The sequence below is a fragment of the Pseudomonas fragariae (ex Marin et al. 2024) genome (genome assembly GCF_059621105.1).
Window position 1 is genome coordinate 2,814,974 of sequence record NZ_CM184369.1, and the last position, 14,023, is coordinate 2,828,996.

The following is a 14,023-nucleotide window of genomic DNA, read 5'->3' on the forward strand; positions in this document are numbered from 1 at the left end:
TACGTCATGAAACGATTGATGATGTTGAGTTCCCTGGCTGCACTGGCGCTGTCGGCATTCGCCAGCCTGGCCCAGGCCAAACCGCTCGAAGCCGTTGCCTCGTTCACGGTCATTGCCGACATGGTCAGTACGGTCGGCGGTGATCGTGTGCACGTCAGATCGCTGATCGGTCCGAACGGCGATCCACACGTCTACGAGCCGACACCCAGTGACGCCCAGGCACTGAAAAACGCTGATCTGGCATTTGTCAGCGGCCTGCATCTGGAGGGCTGGATGGATCGTCTCATCAAGGCTTCAGGCTACAAGGGGCAGCCGGTGGTGCTGTCCGAGGGTATCAAGACCCGCAGCATGGATGAGGACGGCAAGCGCATTGTCGACCCGCATGCCTGGAACAGCGCGGCCAATGGCGTGATTTATGTGCGCAACATCATCGCAGCGCTGAAGAAAGCCGATCCGGAAGGGGCCAGCGTGTATCAGGCCAATGGTGATCGCTACATCGTCGAGTTGCAGCAACTGGATACCTACGCCCGTGATCAGATCCGTTCAATCCCGGCTGCCAGACGCAAGATCCTTACTTCTCATGACGCGTTCGGCTACTTCGGCGATGCCTACGGAGTAACCTTCCTGTCGCCGCTGGGCTTGTCTACCGAGTCTGAGGCGTCGGCCGCCGATGTGTCGAAACTGATCCGTCAGATCAAGACTGAACATGTCAGTGCCTATTTCTTCGAAAACTCCAGCGACCCGCGTCTGGTCAAGCAGATAGCCGAAGCCAGTGGCGCTCAACCAGGGGGTGAACTGTACGTGGAATCCCTGTCGCCAGCCGACGGCCCGGCACCTACCTACGCGAAGATGTTCCGTTACAACGTCGATACCCTGACTGCGGCAATGAAGCGCAATCAGTAAGCCTGAAGCTGCCCGGCGCTCTGATCACAGGCGCCGGGCAGCTCAACGCTTTAGTCGTTGAGGAATTTGAACACAGTGGTCTGGGTGTAGGCCTTGCCGGGATCCAGTCGGGTGCTGGGGAATTTCGGCTGGTTGGGCGCATCGGGATAGTGCTGCGTTTCCAGGGTAAAGGCGCCCCAGTGCGGGTAGACCTTGCCAGCCTTGCCGTGAATGCTGCCATCCAGGAAGTTACCGGTGTACAGCTGTACGCCGGGCTCTGTGGTGAACAGTTGCAGTCTGCGGCCTGATTGCGGATCGCTGACCTCGGCGGCCAGTTTCTTCACGTCACCCTTGGTGTCGAGCACCCAGTTGAAATCAAACCCGCCTTGCTTGGGTTCGGCATATTTCAACTGCTGGTGATCATCCTTGATGTGTTTGCCGAACGCGGTGGGCTTGAGAAAGTCCATGGGCGTGCCAGCCACGGCAGGCAGTTCACCGGTCGGGATCAGCTTGTCGTTGACCGGGGTGTAGTGCGAGGCGTGAAGGGTGGCGACCTGTTTGAGCACATCACCACTGCCAGCGCCGGCCAGGTTGAAATAGCTGTGGTTGGTCAGGTTCAGCACCGTCGGTTTGTCGGTGGTGGCGCGGTAGTCGATCTTCAGCTCGTTTTTTTCATTCAGGCTATAGGTCACTTCAGTCAGCAGGGCACCCGGAAAGCCCATCTCGCCGTCCGGCGACAGGTAGGTCAGCTTCACGCCGACCGAATCACCGCTCTTGGTTTCTTCTGCCTTCCACAGACGCTTGTCAAAGCCCTGCGTGCCGCCGTGCAGCGCGTTGGTCTTGTCATTGAGCGGGACCTGATAGGTTTTGCCATCCAGACTGAATTTGCCGCCTGCGAGGCGGTTGCCGAAGCGGCCGATGGTCGCGCCGAAATAGACCGTACCGTTGTTCTGGTAGCCCTGCACATCGTCGAAACCCAGGACGATGTCTTCGACCTTGCCGGCCTTGTCAGGTACCAGCAGCGATTGCAGCGTCGCGCCGTAGGTGATGATGCTGGCCTGCACGCCGTGACTGTTGCGCAGGGTGTATTTTTCGACGGCAGAGCCGTCGGGCAGTTGGCCGAACGCGCTGTGTTCGCTGGAGAGTGCGGCGGCCTGTGCGGTCAGGGTGCTGATCATCAAGGACAGTCCAAGGGTGCTGAGAAGCGCATGTTTTTTCATCTGATCTGCCTGCTTTTATTGTTATTGGTAAGACTATTTGATCGGATTCAAGCCGATGCATGGATGTATAGCCTATAAAATGGTGCTTGAAAAATAAATTGTAATACTATTTAGTAGTGCCATCGTCGCGGAAGGCTTGTGACTTACCTTAGCCGATCTGTCGAATTTTTTGCCATGCAGCCCGAACGCCGTGCAACGGGTCGGCGCAGGCAGAGGTTGGACAAGACCGCGACACAAACATCCAAAAGTGCCTTTACAACAATAACAAAGGACATTTTTCATGAACTGGCTGCCCGTTTCCGAGCACCGCTTCAAGCTGGCCGAAGGCGCCTTCTGGGATGCCGAGCAGCAGGCTTTGTACTGGGTCGACATTGCCGGGTTTCTGGTGTGTCGTCTGGTCGCCGGGCAGATCCGCCAATGGCGCATGCCGGAGCCAGTCTCCGCATTTATTCCGACCGAGCAGGGTGATGCACTGGTGACACTGGCCAGCGGCGTCTATCGTTTGGACCTGGACTCCGACAAGACTTCCTTGCTGCCGTTCTGCGTGGCAGATCCCACACCCGGCAATCGCGCCAACGAAGCCAGGTGCGATGCACGCGGCCACCTTTGGCTTGGCAGCATGCAGAACAACATCGATGCCGAGGGCGGCGACGTGCCTTTAGTGCGTCGTTCAGGCGGGTTGTTCCGCGTTGAACCTGATGCCCGGGTGACTCGTTTGCTGGACGGGCAGGGCATCGTCAACACCCTGCTGTGGAATGAAGAGGGCAGTGTGCTGTACAGCGCCGATACCCTGGACGACGTCATTTATCACTATCCGGTGCTTGCAGACGGTGGTCTGGGGCCACGCAAGGTATGGGCGGAAAAACACCATCGAGGCTCACCCGACGGCTCGGCGATGGATGCCGAAGGGTATGTCTGGAATGCGCGCTGGGGTGGCAATTGCCTGATCCGCTTTGCCCCGGATGGCAGCGTTGACCGGGTTGTCGAGCTGCCGGTCAGCCATCCCACCAGTTGTGTATTCGGCGGTCCTGGCCTGGAAACGTTGTACGTCACCAGTGCCGCGCCTGCCGATGCAAATGGTCGCTTCGACGGCGCGCTGCTGATGGCGCAGGTTGGCGTCAAGGGCACGCCGTGTCAGCGGTTCGCCGGTTGAGAGGTTGAGAAACACGTCGCGCCGCCGTCTGTTTACGACGGGAGCGTGGTTGTAGATGCAAGGGTGACATTAGGTTACATAGCGGTCATCCGTTATATGGTATGACTATTTGATCGGCTTCGGACGCTCCGGCGTTTGCAACCGCCACCTCGCTGGTCGCTGTAGCTATTCAATAAAAATAAGGAGTTAGCTATGTTGAGTCGTCACGGGATTCGTTCCCTGTGCTGTGCCGCTGTCACTACCGCCATTCTGGGCATGAGTGGCATCACCTCCGCTGCCGAAGAAGTCAAAATCGGCTTTCTGGTCAAGCAGGCCGAAGAGCCGTGGTTCCAGGCCGAATGGGCCGCTGCTGAAAAAGCCGGCAAGGAGCATGGTTTTACCGTCATCAAGATTGCCGTGCCCGATGGTGAAAAGACCCTGACCGCTATCGATAACCTCGCCGCCAACGGTGCCAAGGGTTTTGTGATCTGCCCGCCTGACGTGTCGCTCGGCCCTGCGATTGTGGCCAAGGCCAAAGCGCTGGGATTGAAAGTCATGGCCGTGGATGATCGCTTTGTCGACGCCAAGGGCAACTTCATGGAGGACGTGCCTTACCTGGGGATGGCGGCATTCGAGGTCGGCCAGAAACAGGGCGCCGCCATGGCCACCGAAGCGAAGAAACGCGAATGGGACAAGGATGGCTGGAAGGGCACTTACGCGATCATCAACACCTACAACGAGCTGGATACCGGCAAAAAACGTACGGATGGTTCGGTGAAGTCGCTTGAAGAAGCCGGCTTGCCGAAAGATCACATTCTGTTCACCGCACAGAAAACCCTTGATGTACCTGGCAGCATGGAGGCTACCAACTCGGCTCTGGTCAAGCTGCCGAGTGACTTCAAGAACCTGATCATCGGTGGCATGAATGACAACACGGTCATCGGCGGCATACGCGCTACCGAGTCCGCTGGCTTGCGCCCCACCTCGAAAGAAAACAGAGTCATCGGGATCGGCATCAATGGTACTGATGCGATCGAGGAGCTGAAAAAACCCGATAGCGGCTTCTTTGGCTCAATGCTGCCAAGTCCTGACAAGGAAGGCTACAACACTGCACTTCACGTCTATAAGTGGGTCACCGAGGGCGTGGAGCCACCCAAGTACACCGCCATGGACGACGTGACACTGATCACCCGCGCCAACTTCCAGGAAGTGTTGACCAAAATCGGTCTGTGGAAGTGAGCTGAACGAGGGGCCTGATGTTCAGGCCCCTCACACGTGCGAGGAGATTGGTTCATGCAACAGGCTATCGAGCAATACGCCGCAGGCGGTGCCTTGCGCTTCAACGGCATCGGCAAGGTCTTCCCCGGCGTCAAGGCGCTTTCGGACATCAGTTTCGAAGCGCGCCCCGGCAGCGTCCATGCATTGATGGGTGAAAACGGTGCCGGTAAATCCACGCTGCTGAAAATTCTCGGCGGCTCTTATCAGCCCAACAGCGGCGCCTTGCAGATCGGCGAGCAGAGCTATCAGTTCAAGTCCACCGCCGAGAGCATCGCGGCGGGTGTGGCAGTAATTCACCAGGAGCTGCATCTGGTGCCGGAAATGACCGTTGCCGAGAACCTGCTGCTCGGGCACATGCCCAATCGCTTCGGTCTGATCAATCGCGGTGCGATGTATCGCCGCGCCGGCGAGCTGCTCAAGGGGCTGGCTGACGAAATTGACCCGCACACACGCCTGGGCGACCTTTCGCTGGGGCAGCGGCAATTGGTCGAGATCGCCAAGGCCATGTCGCGCAATGCTCATGTCATCGCCTTTGACGAGCCCACCAGCAGCCTGTCGGCGCGTGAGATCGACCGACTGATGGCAATCATCGTGCGCCTGCGCGACGAGGGCCGAGTGATTCTTTACGTCTCGCATCGCATGGAAGAAATCTTCCGCGTCTGTGATGCGGTGACGGTGTTCAAGGACGGACGCTTCGTCAAGACGTTCGAGCAAATGGCCGATCTCGACCATGACCGACTGGTGACCTGCATGGTCGGTCGCGATATCCAGAACATCTACAACTACCGTCCGCGCCAGCATCAAGGGCCAAGTCTGCGTGTCACCGGTCTGCTGGGGCCCGGCCTGCACGAGCCGGTCACCTTCGCCGTGCAGAAGGGCGAAGTGCTGGGCTTCTTCGGCCTGGTCGGCGCCGGGCGTACCGAGCTGTTTCGCCTGCTCTCGGGGCTTACCCGCAGCTCTGCAGGCACCCTGCAACTGGACGGCAAACCGCTGACACTCAAGTCACCACGTGATGCCATCGAGGCCGGAATTCTGCTCTGCCCGGAGGACCGCAAGAAAGAAGGCATCGTGCCGCTGTCCAGCGTCGCAGAGAACATCAACATCGGTGCGCGCCCCCGGCACGTGAACCTCGGTTGCCTGATTCAGGGTCGCTGGGAGCGTGACAACGCACGCAGCCAGATCAAGTCGATGAACGTCAAGACGCCATCGCCCGAGCAGCAGATCATGTTCCTCTCCGGCGGCAATCAACAGAAGGCGATTCTTGGCCGCTGGCTGTCGATGCCCATGAAAGTCCTGCTGCTGGACGAGCCGACTCGCGGGATCGACGTCGGGGCCAAGTCCGAGATTTACGAGATCATTCACAACCTGGCCGCGGACGGTATTGCGGTGATTGTGGTCTCCAGCGATCTGATGGAAGTGATGGGTATTTCAGACCGCATTCTGGTGATGAGCGAAGGCGCAATCACCGGCGAACTCAATCGCGACGAGGCTGACGAGTCGCGACTCCTGCAATTGGCTCTGCCTCGCACGCGCGGCTGAAAATCGGTTCCTGACCATGAACAATAAAAAAGAGGTGCGTATGTCTACCGAATCCAGCCTGCAGGCTCCCCGTCAGGGCATGAACCTGCGTCGTTTTGCCGATGACTGGGTGATGCTCCTGGCGGCCGTGGGGATCTTCCTGCTGTGTGCCGTGTTCATCGATAACTTCATGTCGCCGCTGAATATGCGCGGTCTGGGCCTGGCGATTTCCACGGTGGGTATCGCTGCCTGCACCATGCTCTTCTGCCTGGCGTCCGGGCACTTCGACCTTTCGGTCGGTTCGGTGCTGGCCTGTTCCGGGGTGATCGCCGGTATCGTCATCCGCGACACCGACAGTGTATTTCTGGGCGTCTCGGCAGCCCTGGCGCTCGGCCTGGTAGTGGGCCTGATCAACGGCATCGTGATCGCCAAGCTGCGTATCAATGCCCTGATCACGACCCTGGCAACGATGCAGATCGTGCGCGGCCTGGCGTACATTTTCTCCAACGGCAAGGCTGTCGGTGTCTCCAACGAGGACTTCTTCATCTTTGGCAGTGGCCAGATATACGGCGTGCCAGTACCGATTCTGATCACCATCGCCTGCTTCATATTCTTCGGCTGGTTGCTCAACTACACCACTTACGGGCGCAACACCATGGCCATCGGCGGCAACCAGGAAGCCGCGCTGCTGGCGGGTGTCCACGTGGACCGTACCAAGATCATCATCTTCGCCGTCCACGGCCTGGTCGGTGCGCTGGCGGGTGTGGTACTGGCCTCGCGCATGACCTCGGGGCAGCCGATGATCGGGCAGGGTTTCGAGCTGACGATCATTTCTGCATGCGTATTGGGCGGGGTTTCGCTGAGTGGCGGCATCGGCATGATCCGTCACGTCATCGCCGGGGTGCTGATTCTTGCAATCATCGAGAATGCGATGAACCTGAAGAACATCGATACGTTCTACCAGTATGTGATTCGCGGCACGATCCTGTTGCTGGCGGTGATCATCGACCGCATGAAGCGCCGCTGACCGGCCAGCGCAGTTAAAGAGCCCTTGTCTATGTATGGCAGGGGCTTTTTATTGCGGGTCAACGGGCCGACTGCGGAAGTCGAGTCCTGCCCGGGTGCCCAGCGTCGGCATTGACTCCAGCGTCAGTGTCCACTGAAAGCGTTCACAGATACGTCGCACCAGAAACAGCCCGAGGCCTTTGCCACTGCCCGTCCTGATCGGGTTTCTCAGCAGCGACAGGTAATGCCGGGAAGCCTGCTCGGTGTCGAACCCTTCACCCGAATCGGTCACGCTCAACACATCATCCTTGAGTCGCACAGCGACGGTGCCGTCGTAGGTGTTATCCGCCGCATTGCGCAACAGATTGCCGACGGCAATGCGTAGCATTGCTTCCGGCACGTGCAGAGTCAGGGTCTGGTGGATCTGCACCGAGAACTTCACCGGCTTGCCGTCGAGCAAATGCTCATGATCCTTGACCAGGCCGGGCAGCAGGCGGTCGAGCTCGATCGGGTCATCCCGGTTGGAGGTCAACGGCTCACGCGACAGGTAAAGCAGTGCAACCATGATTTCCGTCAGGTTTTCCACGGTGGCTCGCATGCGTTGCAGTGGCGGCGCTGCACGCGGCGGCAGTTTCTGCCTGGCGAGGATATCCAGCGCACCGCTGATCACGGCGATGGGCGTGCGGAACTCGTGGCTGGCCTGATCCAGCAGCGCGCGTTCGCGGGCCATGAATTGTTCGACCCGTTCCAGGTGCGCGTTGATGCCGCAGGCAATGTCCTTGAGCTCTTCCTGAGCGTAGTGCACTGACAATCGCTGAGCGGGGTGTTCCGGGTCGAGTTGCTTCATGCCCAGTGCAAGCCCCTGAACCGGAAGATGCAAGCGCACGTACAACCAGGCGATCACAGCAATGATCAGAATCAGATTGAGTACCAGAAACATCGCCCCGATCAGCGCGATGAAGTTCTGCTCCCGCTCCAGATCGCTGATATCGATGGCGGCGATCAGGCGCTCTCTGCCAAGCGAGGTCACCAGCACCGCATAGTCGCGATCGCCATTGTCAGCGTCCTGGCGGTCCAGATCGCCCTCACTGTAATAGCCAGGTGCGAGTGCAGCGAGAGAGGGCGGCATGCCGGCTGCCGGCGTGCTGCCTGACAGTTTCCAGACCTGGATCCTGGCGTCTTTCTGCGCCGCGGGCAGCACGTCGTCTGCAAGCGTGTTGGCGGTCGCGGTCTCAAGCAGATCCTTCCAGATCGGATGATCAACAAGGTCCTGGCTCATGAACGCGAGGGTGGTCAGGCCGGTGGTCATCAGCAGCCCGAAACCGAGAATTATCACGCTGACGAGGCGATGCAGGCTGCCACGTCGGCGAGCGAAGTCAATCATGTGCGCACACGCACAGACGAAAACCGATGCCCTGCACGGTATGCAGCAATTTTTGCCCGGCAGCACGCTCGCCATCAATGGTTTTTCTGAGCAGGTGCATGTGCGAGCGCAGCAGATCGCCATCGGGCACGCTGTCACCCCAGACGAGTGATTCGAGTTGCGTGCGTGTGACCACGTGCGGTGAGTTGCGCATCAGCACCTCCAGCAGCGTTCGTCGGATCGGCGAGAACGGTAACGGTATGCCATCGCGCGTCACCAATTGCGTGCCGAGATCGAAGCGCAGGTCAGCGATTTCCAGTATTTGTCGCCTGTCTGCCCGCGTGTGGTTACGCGCTGCCAGCACTCGCAGGCGAATCTCCAGTTCAGGCAAGGCCAGTGGTTTGACAATGTAGTCATCCGCACCCGATTCAAAGCCTTCCAGCTTGTCATCCAGCTGGTCCTTGGCAGACTGGCACCGGGTTATTCAATTCATTGCGCAGATGACGCAGCAGTGAGATCCCGTCCATGCGCGGCATCATCCAGTCCAGCACAATGACGTCGTAACGGTTTTCCGCGAGCAGGCGGATGGCCGACTTGCCATCCGGTGCGGCGTCCGGCGTATGCCCGCAAGCCTCCAGGTAATCAAACATGTTGGCGGCCAGCGCCAGGTTATCTTCGACAATCAAGACGCTCAGTGATCGTTCGAGCACGGCGAGCTCCCGGTGAGTTGTTTCAAGGCAGCATAGGGTGGTAGTTCAGCATCAGAACTTTCGCGATATGCCGATGAACATCGACGTCGAGCTGTCTGTGTCGTGCTCCAACAGCGGGCTGTCGCTCAGTTCATCCGGCAGGGCGCTATAGCGCAGGTTACCCGAGACTTCCCACTGTTTACCGATTGGCTGAGAAAAGCCAATGCCGACATAGGACACTGTGGCGCTACCGGGACGATACTCGGCAATGCCGCGTCGTTCTTCCTCGTTCAGGGTGCCGTAATAGTAATCCACCCTATTGCCGGACAGGTGGGTGGCACCGATGTTGGGTTTGAAGCGGGTGTTGCCCAAGGTAAAGGGGTACGCGTATTCGAGGTTTAACGAATAGCCATCGCTGGCACCGCTGATATCGTTTTTGGCGACCAGTTCAAGCAGGCCGGCATCACCGCGCAGCTTTGCCGCCAATCCGGCGTCGATGCCATTGTCGCGGTCTTCCAGCAGGTCGCGGTTGATGCCGTTTCGAGCCAGTTCGCGACGACCGAAATCGTCACGATCAATACCGTCCATCTGCAGCGCAAGAATGGCATCGAGGGCAAACGACTCGGTGTTGATCAGGTGGTAACCCGCTGTTACGCCGTTGACGTAAAAGCGTTCTCCTTCGTACCTGATCAGCGGGATCGGGTTGACCTGCGTGCCGACGCCTGCGTAAGGGCTTTCGCTGATGGCGGCGCCCAGGCCCAGACTGAAATCGCCCGGTTCGGCGTGGGCCAGCTGTAAAGACAGGGCAGGCAATACGACAACAGTCAGTGCAGGAAGGAAAAGGTGCTTCATGTCGAGGCTCTCTGAGTGGTCTTTCTGGCGTGCATCAGTGTGCGACTGCGCGTGTCGCCTGCATGTCGGCGTCGCTGCCAGCGAGAGAGTCAGGTGTGCGAGACAGGGTGGCCAGGTAACGCTGGACTGCCGGTACGAAATCGTCCGTGGCGGTCAGGCCGACGTACCCGTCGGGACGTATCAGAAAGATGATGTTTTCCTGAAGGCTTACGCCGTAAGCGTCACGTGCCTGACCGGTTTCATCGACCAGACCGTAGCGGTCATTACTGACGTGCGCGGGGCGAACCGCAACTGCCTGCAGGAATCGCTCGTCGCGGCTGCCGAAAGTATTTATTGCAGCGATGGCCTGCGTACCGAAGGCCAGCAAGGTGAAATGCCCACCTCTGAAAACGTCGAACAATCGTGTGCGTCCGCCGTGCTGCTGCGAGCAGGTGGCATCGGGTGCGCGATCACCTGCCTGGACCTTGCCATCGACGATGTCGGCGCTGTTCACGGAAAGCGAGCTGGCGCGGTAGTTGAGTAATAACTGCCGCTCCTTGTCGCCACGCCTGAATGTGGGCAAGCCGGTGCCAGTGGTGTTATTGAAGAGTTCGCTGGACAACTCCAGCACCGCAGCAGCTACAGGCCTGCGTTCCTCTTCGTAAGTGTCGAGCAGTGCCTCGGGCGCGCCGTCCAGCACCGCTGCCAGTTTCCAGCCCAGATTCCAGGCGTCCTGCACGCCCGTGTTGAGGCCTTGAGCACCTGCGGGGGTATGCACATGGGCGGCGTCGCCGGCGAGGAACACCCGCTCGACCCGATAGCGCTCGGCCAGCCGCACATTGGGGCGGAATACCGAAAGCCAGGTCGGGCTGTGCAGGTGAATCTTCCTGGAGCCCGTAGCTGCCAGCCAGCGGGTCTGGATAGCATGCTCTGAGAGTTCCGGAGCGGGTTCGTCGGCGTCCAGACGCATCATCAGCTGGAACAGGTTCGAATGCGGAAGCGGACACAGGCCGATCATTCCACCTTTGCGCGTCGGCCATATGTGCCATGCATCCCGGGAAAGCCCCTCTACGTGCAGATCGCCAACGATCATCCGGCCTTCCTGAGACGTGGAGCCCGTGAAGTTCACGCCCAGCTGTTTGCGCACAAAACTCTTGCCGCCGTCAGCGCCGACCAGATAGCGGGCATGCACGATGCGAGGCTCTCCCTGACGTGCAACCCGAACAGAGACACCTTCGGCATCCTGTTTGATCTGGAGTGCTTCAGTGTTCCATTCAACCTGAGTGCCCAGTTCAGCCAGTCGATCACGCAACACCTGCTCTGTGCGCCATTGCGGTACGAGCCAGACGTTCGGGTACGGGATATCCGCTGTCTGTTTCTGGTACTTCATCATGTTCCATTTGATCTTCAGGAAAGAAACATGAAACTTCATCGGCGGATAAAGCTGACCGACGCCCAACAATGGCTGGGCGACGCCAAGGTTATCGAACACCTCGATCGTTCGTGGTTGTATGCCTTTGCCGCGAGAACCATTGAAGGGGACAGCCGATTTTTCAATGATTCTGACCTTGATCCCGCGCCTGGCCAGATCGCAGGCCAGCGTCAGTCCGGTCGGCCCCGAGCCGATTATCAGGACGTCGCAAACGTCCTGCTCAACAGGCTGATGTGTATTCAATTTAAAGGTGTTTGACTGGAAATGAATATCGCCGTCTGACATACCTGAACTCCACTTTTGTGTAGGCCACTTCCAGCGGCAGGTGGTTGCCTCTCCTATTTCGGATACGATGTATCCGAAATAGGGTTGTGTCAATAAATCAGATCATTCACAAGGCAGCCAAGCAGACGGACGGTGATCCAGGTTGGCGCATCACCGGGGTGGCGGTAATCGATCACGTTGGGCTTATAATCTGCAAATGACTGAAGACCTGAATTGCCAAGCCGTTCCTGGAAGCCCTCGCTGGTGGATGAACCGCGTACGTCGCGTGGAAAAAAGCAGAAGTCGAGGCAGGCCTTCCGTTTCGGCAGAACGGATCATTGCAACTGCCCTGGAGGCGGTCGACGAGGTCGGCGCGCAGGCGTTCAATATGCGCATGCTTGCGGAGCGGCTCGAGTCCGGTACAGCGACGCTCTATCGGCATTTCGCCAGCAAGGACGAGATACTGGTTTACGTGGTCGATAGCGTGCTGGGCGAAATGAGTGCGGATCAATCCGATGCCGCTGAAGGAGCACCGCAGGAGCAGGGCGGCGATGAGCATGCCTGGCAAAAAGCCTGCGCATCAGGCGCCGAACGCCTTTATCGCGTATTGCGCAAGCATCCGGGTATCTTGCCGCTGTTGGTGTCTCAGATACCGATCGGACCTAACGGGCTCAAGCGCCGCGAGCAGGGCATTGCGTTGTTTCTGGCCAACGGGTTTCCTGCCGAACTGGCTGCCCGCGCCTATACGTCGGTCGCTCACTATGTACTGGGCTTCGCCATACAGCAGCATTCAAACGTTGCAAGCAAAGCCTCGGACGGCGAGGACCTGGTCGAGTTTTTCTCCGCACTGGGTGCGGATGAATACCCGGCGATTGCGGCTGCCGGACGCCATTTACCTGGCGTTTCCGTGGAGGATGAGTTCAGGTTCGGCTTGCAGCTCATCATCGACGGTCTGGATCTTGCGCTTGCCGGGCTCCAGCAAGGCACCGGCAAGCGCTGAAGCAATGACTGCGCCGTTCAGCGGGGATGCGAAGCGAACGCCGAGCTGCCCAGCCGGGTCAGTCCGTAAAGCGCAGCACCGACCGCCAGCATGATGCCTGCCCGCAGCCAGGTTTCCGGACCTTGCTGAGTGAGCAGCAACAGGCACGAAAGAATGCCCAGCAGCGGGATAACCCAGTGGACCTGAAAGTGCCCGGCTTCGACCTTGTCGCGCTTGAGTACCAGCACGGCGATGTTCACGCTGAGAAACACGAAGAGCAGCAACAGCACGACGGTTTCGGCGAGGATGGTCAGGGTGCTGGTGAAGGACAGGGCAATGGCCACCAGTGTGGTCGCCAGAATTGCCAGCCCCGGCGTGCGCCGCTTGGGCAGCACCGAACCCATCACCGCAGGTAACAGGCCTTCGCGCGCCATGCCGAAGGTCAGTCGGCTGGCCATGATCATGGTCAGCAGTGCGCCGTTGGCCACCGCAATCAGTGCAATGACCGCAAACCACGGCGCAGGTATGCCAAGGCCCGAGGCACTGACCACGTCCATCAGGGGGGCTTGCGAATCCTTGAGTTGCTCGACGGGCAGGACCATCGCTGCGCCCATGCCAACCAGCATGTACACCGCACCCGCCGCCAGCAGCGCGCCGAACAGGGCACGTGGATAGACCTTGCGCACGTCCTTGATCTCTTCGGCTAGATTGGCCGAGGTTTCAAACCCCACGAACGAATAGAACGCCAGCAGCGATGCGCCGAGAATCGCCGTCGCAGGCGAGGCGCTATCCAGTTCGAACACCCGTTGCGGCACGCCTTGCCCCTGGCTGACGAACCAGATCGCTGCCGCGATCACCATCAGCAAGCCGCTCAGCTCGATGACCGTCATGACCAGATTGGCTGAAAGCGATTCCTTGATACCGCGTGCATTGAGCAGGCCGACGATGACCAGAAATGCCACGCAGACCCACTGCGCAGGCCAGTCGAGCAGCGCCTGGAAGTAGTCGCCGGCGAACGCCACGGCCAGCCCGGCAGCGCTGGTAACGCCTGCTGCGACCATGGAGAAGCCAACCAGAAACGACAGCAGCGGCTTGCCGAAGGCTTTTTCGGCGTACACCGCGGCACCGCCCGCACGCGGGTATTTGGTCACCAGTTCGGCGTAGGACGCTGCGGTCAGCAAGGCAAAGCACAGGGCAATCAGCAGGGGCGCCCAGATAGCTCCGCCGACGCGTCCGGCGATCGTGCCGGCCAATGCGTAGACGCCCGCCCCGAGCACATCGCCAAGGATGAACAGGGTCAGCATGGGCGCCGTGATTGCCCGGCGCAGCGATGAAGTCTCGGCAGTGGCCATGGTCAAGGATTCCTTTCTCTGCAGGTGCGGGTATCAACAGCAGAGCGTCGCGCGACAGGTAAATTCAAAACGATGGTG

At 59.3% G+C, this 14,023-nt stretch carries 11 protein-coding genes and 1 pseudogene; 6 read left to right on the forward strand and 6 right to left on the reverse strand.

Translation table 11 applies throughout. From position 1 onward, the window contains the following. Positions 1-6 precede the first annotated feature (6 nt). Positions 7-903, forward strand: a complete 897-nt coding sequence (locus AC54XV_RS12545; protein ID WP_058398499.1) for a metal ABC transporter substrate-binding protein — start codon at positions 7-9, stop codon at positions 901-903. A 50-nt stretch (positions 904-953) separates the two neighbouring features. On the opposite strand, the gene AC54XV_RS12550 is transcribed toward AC54XV_RS12545, so the two are convergent. Continuing rightward, positions 954-2,102, reverse strand: coding sequence for an aldose epimerase family protein (locus AC54XV_RS12550; protein ID WP_058398500.1), 1,149 nt, complete (start codon positions 2,100-2,102; stop codon positions 954-956). Between the two features lie 280 nt (positions 2,103-2,382). On the opposite strand from AC54XV_RS12550, the gene AC54XV_RS12555 reads away from it, so the two are divergent. The 4 genes from AC54XV_RS12555 to araH all read left to right on the forward strand — a co-directional run bounded on the left by AC54XV_RS12555 (position 2,383) and on the right by araH (position 7,057). Beyond that, positions 2,383-3,255, forward strand: a complete 873-nt coding sequence (locus AC54XV_RS12555; RefSeq protein ID WP_058398501.1) for an SMP-30/gluconolactonase/LRE family protein — start codon at positions 2,383-2,385, stop codon at positions 3,253-3,255. 192 nt (positions 3,256-3,447) lie between these two features. Then, the gene (locus tag AC54XV_RS12560; protein ID WP_024643219.1) at positions 3,448-4,473 is read left to right on the forward strand and encodes a substrate-binding domain-containing protein; all 1,026 of its coding nucleotides are present in this window, start codon (positions 3,448-3,450) and stop codon (positions 4,471-4,473) included. A gap of 54 nt (positions 4,474-4,527) precedes the next feature. After that, a complete protein-coding gene (gene araG, locus AC54XV_RS12565) occupies positions 4,528-6,051 on the forward strand; it encodes an L-arabinose ABC transporter ATP-binding protein AraG (protein WP_024643220.1) in 1,524 nt (507 codons plus the stop codon). 40 nt (positions 6,052-6,091) lie between these two features. Next, positions 6,092-7,057 carry an L-arabinose ABC transporter permease AraH gene (gene araH / locus AC54XV_RS12570; protein WP_024643221.1) on the forward strand — a complete coding sequence of 322 codons (966 nt, stop codon included), beginning with the start codon at positions 6,092-6,094 and terminating at the stop codon, positions 7,055-7,057. A gap of 48 nt (positions 7,058-7,105) precedes the next feature. Here araH and AC54XV_RS12575 read toward each other — a convergent pair whose 3' ends face one another. The 4 genes and pseudogenes from AC54XV_RS12575 to AC54XV_RS12590 all read right to left on the reverse strand — a co-directional run bounded on the left by AC54XV_RS12575 (position 7,106) and on the right by AC54XV_RS12590 (position 11,593). Beyond that, a complete protein-coding gene (locus tag AC54XV_RS12575) occupies positions 7,106-8,419 on the reverse strand; it encodes a sensor histidine kinase (protein ID WP_024659712.1) in 1,314 nt (437 codons plus the stop codon). Further along, positions 8,412-9,108 (reverse strand): annotated as a pseudogene (locus tag AC54XV_RS12580) (response regulator transcription factor). Before AC54XV_RS12580 ends, AC54XV_RS12575 begins: the two are co-directional and overlap by 8 nt. Before the next feature lie 51 nt (positions 9,109-9,159). Next, complete coding sequence (locus tag AC54XV_RS12585) at positions 9,160-9,939, reverse strand: MipA/OmpV family protein (RefSeq protein ID WP_058398502.1); 780 nt, start codon at positions 9,937-9,939, stop codon at positions 9,160-9,162. A 34-nt stretch (positions 9,940-9,973) separates the two neighbouring features. Beyond that, positions 9,974-11,593: an FAD-dependent oxidoreductase gene (locus AC54XV_RS12590; RefSeq protein ID WP_201025280.1), complete on the reverse strand. Its 1,620-nt coding sequence runs from the start codon at positions 11,591-11,593 to the stop codon at positions 9,974-9,976. 289 nt (positions 11,594-11,882) lie between these two features. On the opposite strand from AC54XV_RS12590, the gene AC54XV_RS12595 reads away from it, so the two are divergent. Further along, positions 11,883-12,614 carry a TetR/AcrR family transcriptional regulator gene (locus AC54XV_RS12595; protein ID WP_496718785.1) on the forward strand — a complete coding sequence of 244 codons (732 nt, stop codon included), beginning with the start codon at positions 11,883-11,885 and terminating at the stop codon, positions 12,612-12,614. Positions 12,615-12,631: 17 nt separating this feature from the next. Here AC54XV_RS12595 and AC54XV_RS12600 read toward each other — a convergent pair whose 3' ends face one another. Then, positions 12,632-13,945 (reverse strand): APC family permease, encoded by a 1,314-nt coding sequence (locus AC54XV_RS12600; protein WP_024643222.1) that lies wholly within the window; start codon positions 13,943-13,945, stop codon positions 12,632-12,634. Between the last annotated feature and the right edge of the window lie 78 nt (positions 13,946-14,023).

Coding starts and splice junctions, on each gene's coding strand:
- AC54XV_RS12545 (WP_058398499.1), top strand. CDS start 7: ATGAAACGATTGATGATGTTGAGTTCCCTGGCTGCACTGGCGCTGTCG.
- AC54XV_RS12550 (WP_058398500.1), bottom strand. CDS start 2,102: ATGAAAAAACATGCGCTTCTCAGCACCCTTGGACTGTCCTTGATGATC.
- AC54XV_RS12555 (WP_058398501.1), top strand. CDS start 2,383: ATGAACTGGCTGCCCGTTTCCGAGCACCGCTTCAAGCTGGCCGAAGGC.
- AC54XV_RS12560 (WP_024643219.1), top strand. CDS start 3,448: ATGTTGAGTCGTCACGGGATTCGTTCCCTGTGCTGTGCCGCTGTCACT.
- araG (WP_024643220.1), top strand. CDS start 4,528: ATGCAACAGGCTATCGAGCAATACGCCGCAGGCGGTGCCTTGCGCTTC.
- araH (WP_024643221.1), top strand. CDS start 6,092: ATGTCTACCGAATCCAGCCTGCAGGCTCCCCGTCAGGGCATGAACCTG.
- AC54XV_RS12575 (WP_024659712.1), bottom strand. CDS start 8,419: ATGATTGACTTCGCTCGCCGACGTGGCAGCCTGCATCGCCTCGTCAGC.
- AC54XV_RS12585 (WP_058398502.1), bottom strand. CDS start 9,939: ATGAAGCACCTTTTCCTTCCTGCACTGACTGTTGTCGTATTGCCTGCC.
- AC54XV_RS12595 (WP_496718785.1), top strand. CDS start 11,883: ATGAACCGCGTACGTCGCGTGGAAAAAAGCAGAAGTCGAGGCAGGCCT.
- AC54XV_RS12600 (WP_024643222.1), bottom strand. CDS start 13,945: ATGGCCACTGCCGAGACTTCATCGCTGCGCCGGGCAATCACGGCGCCC.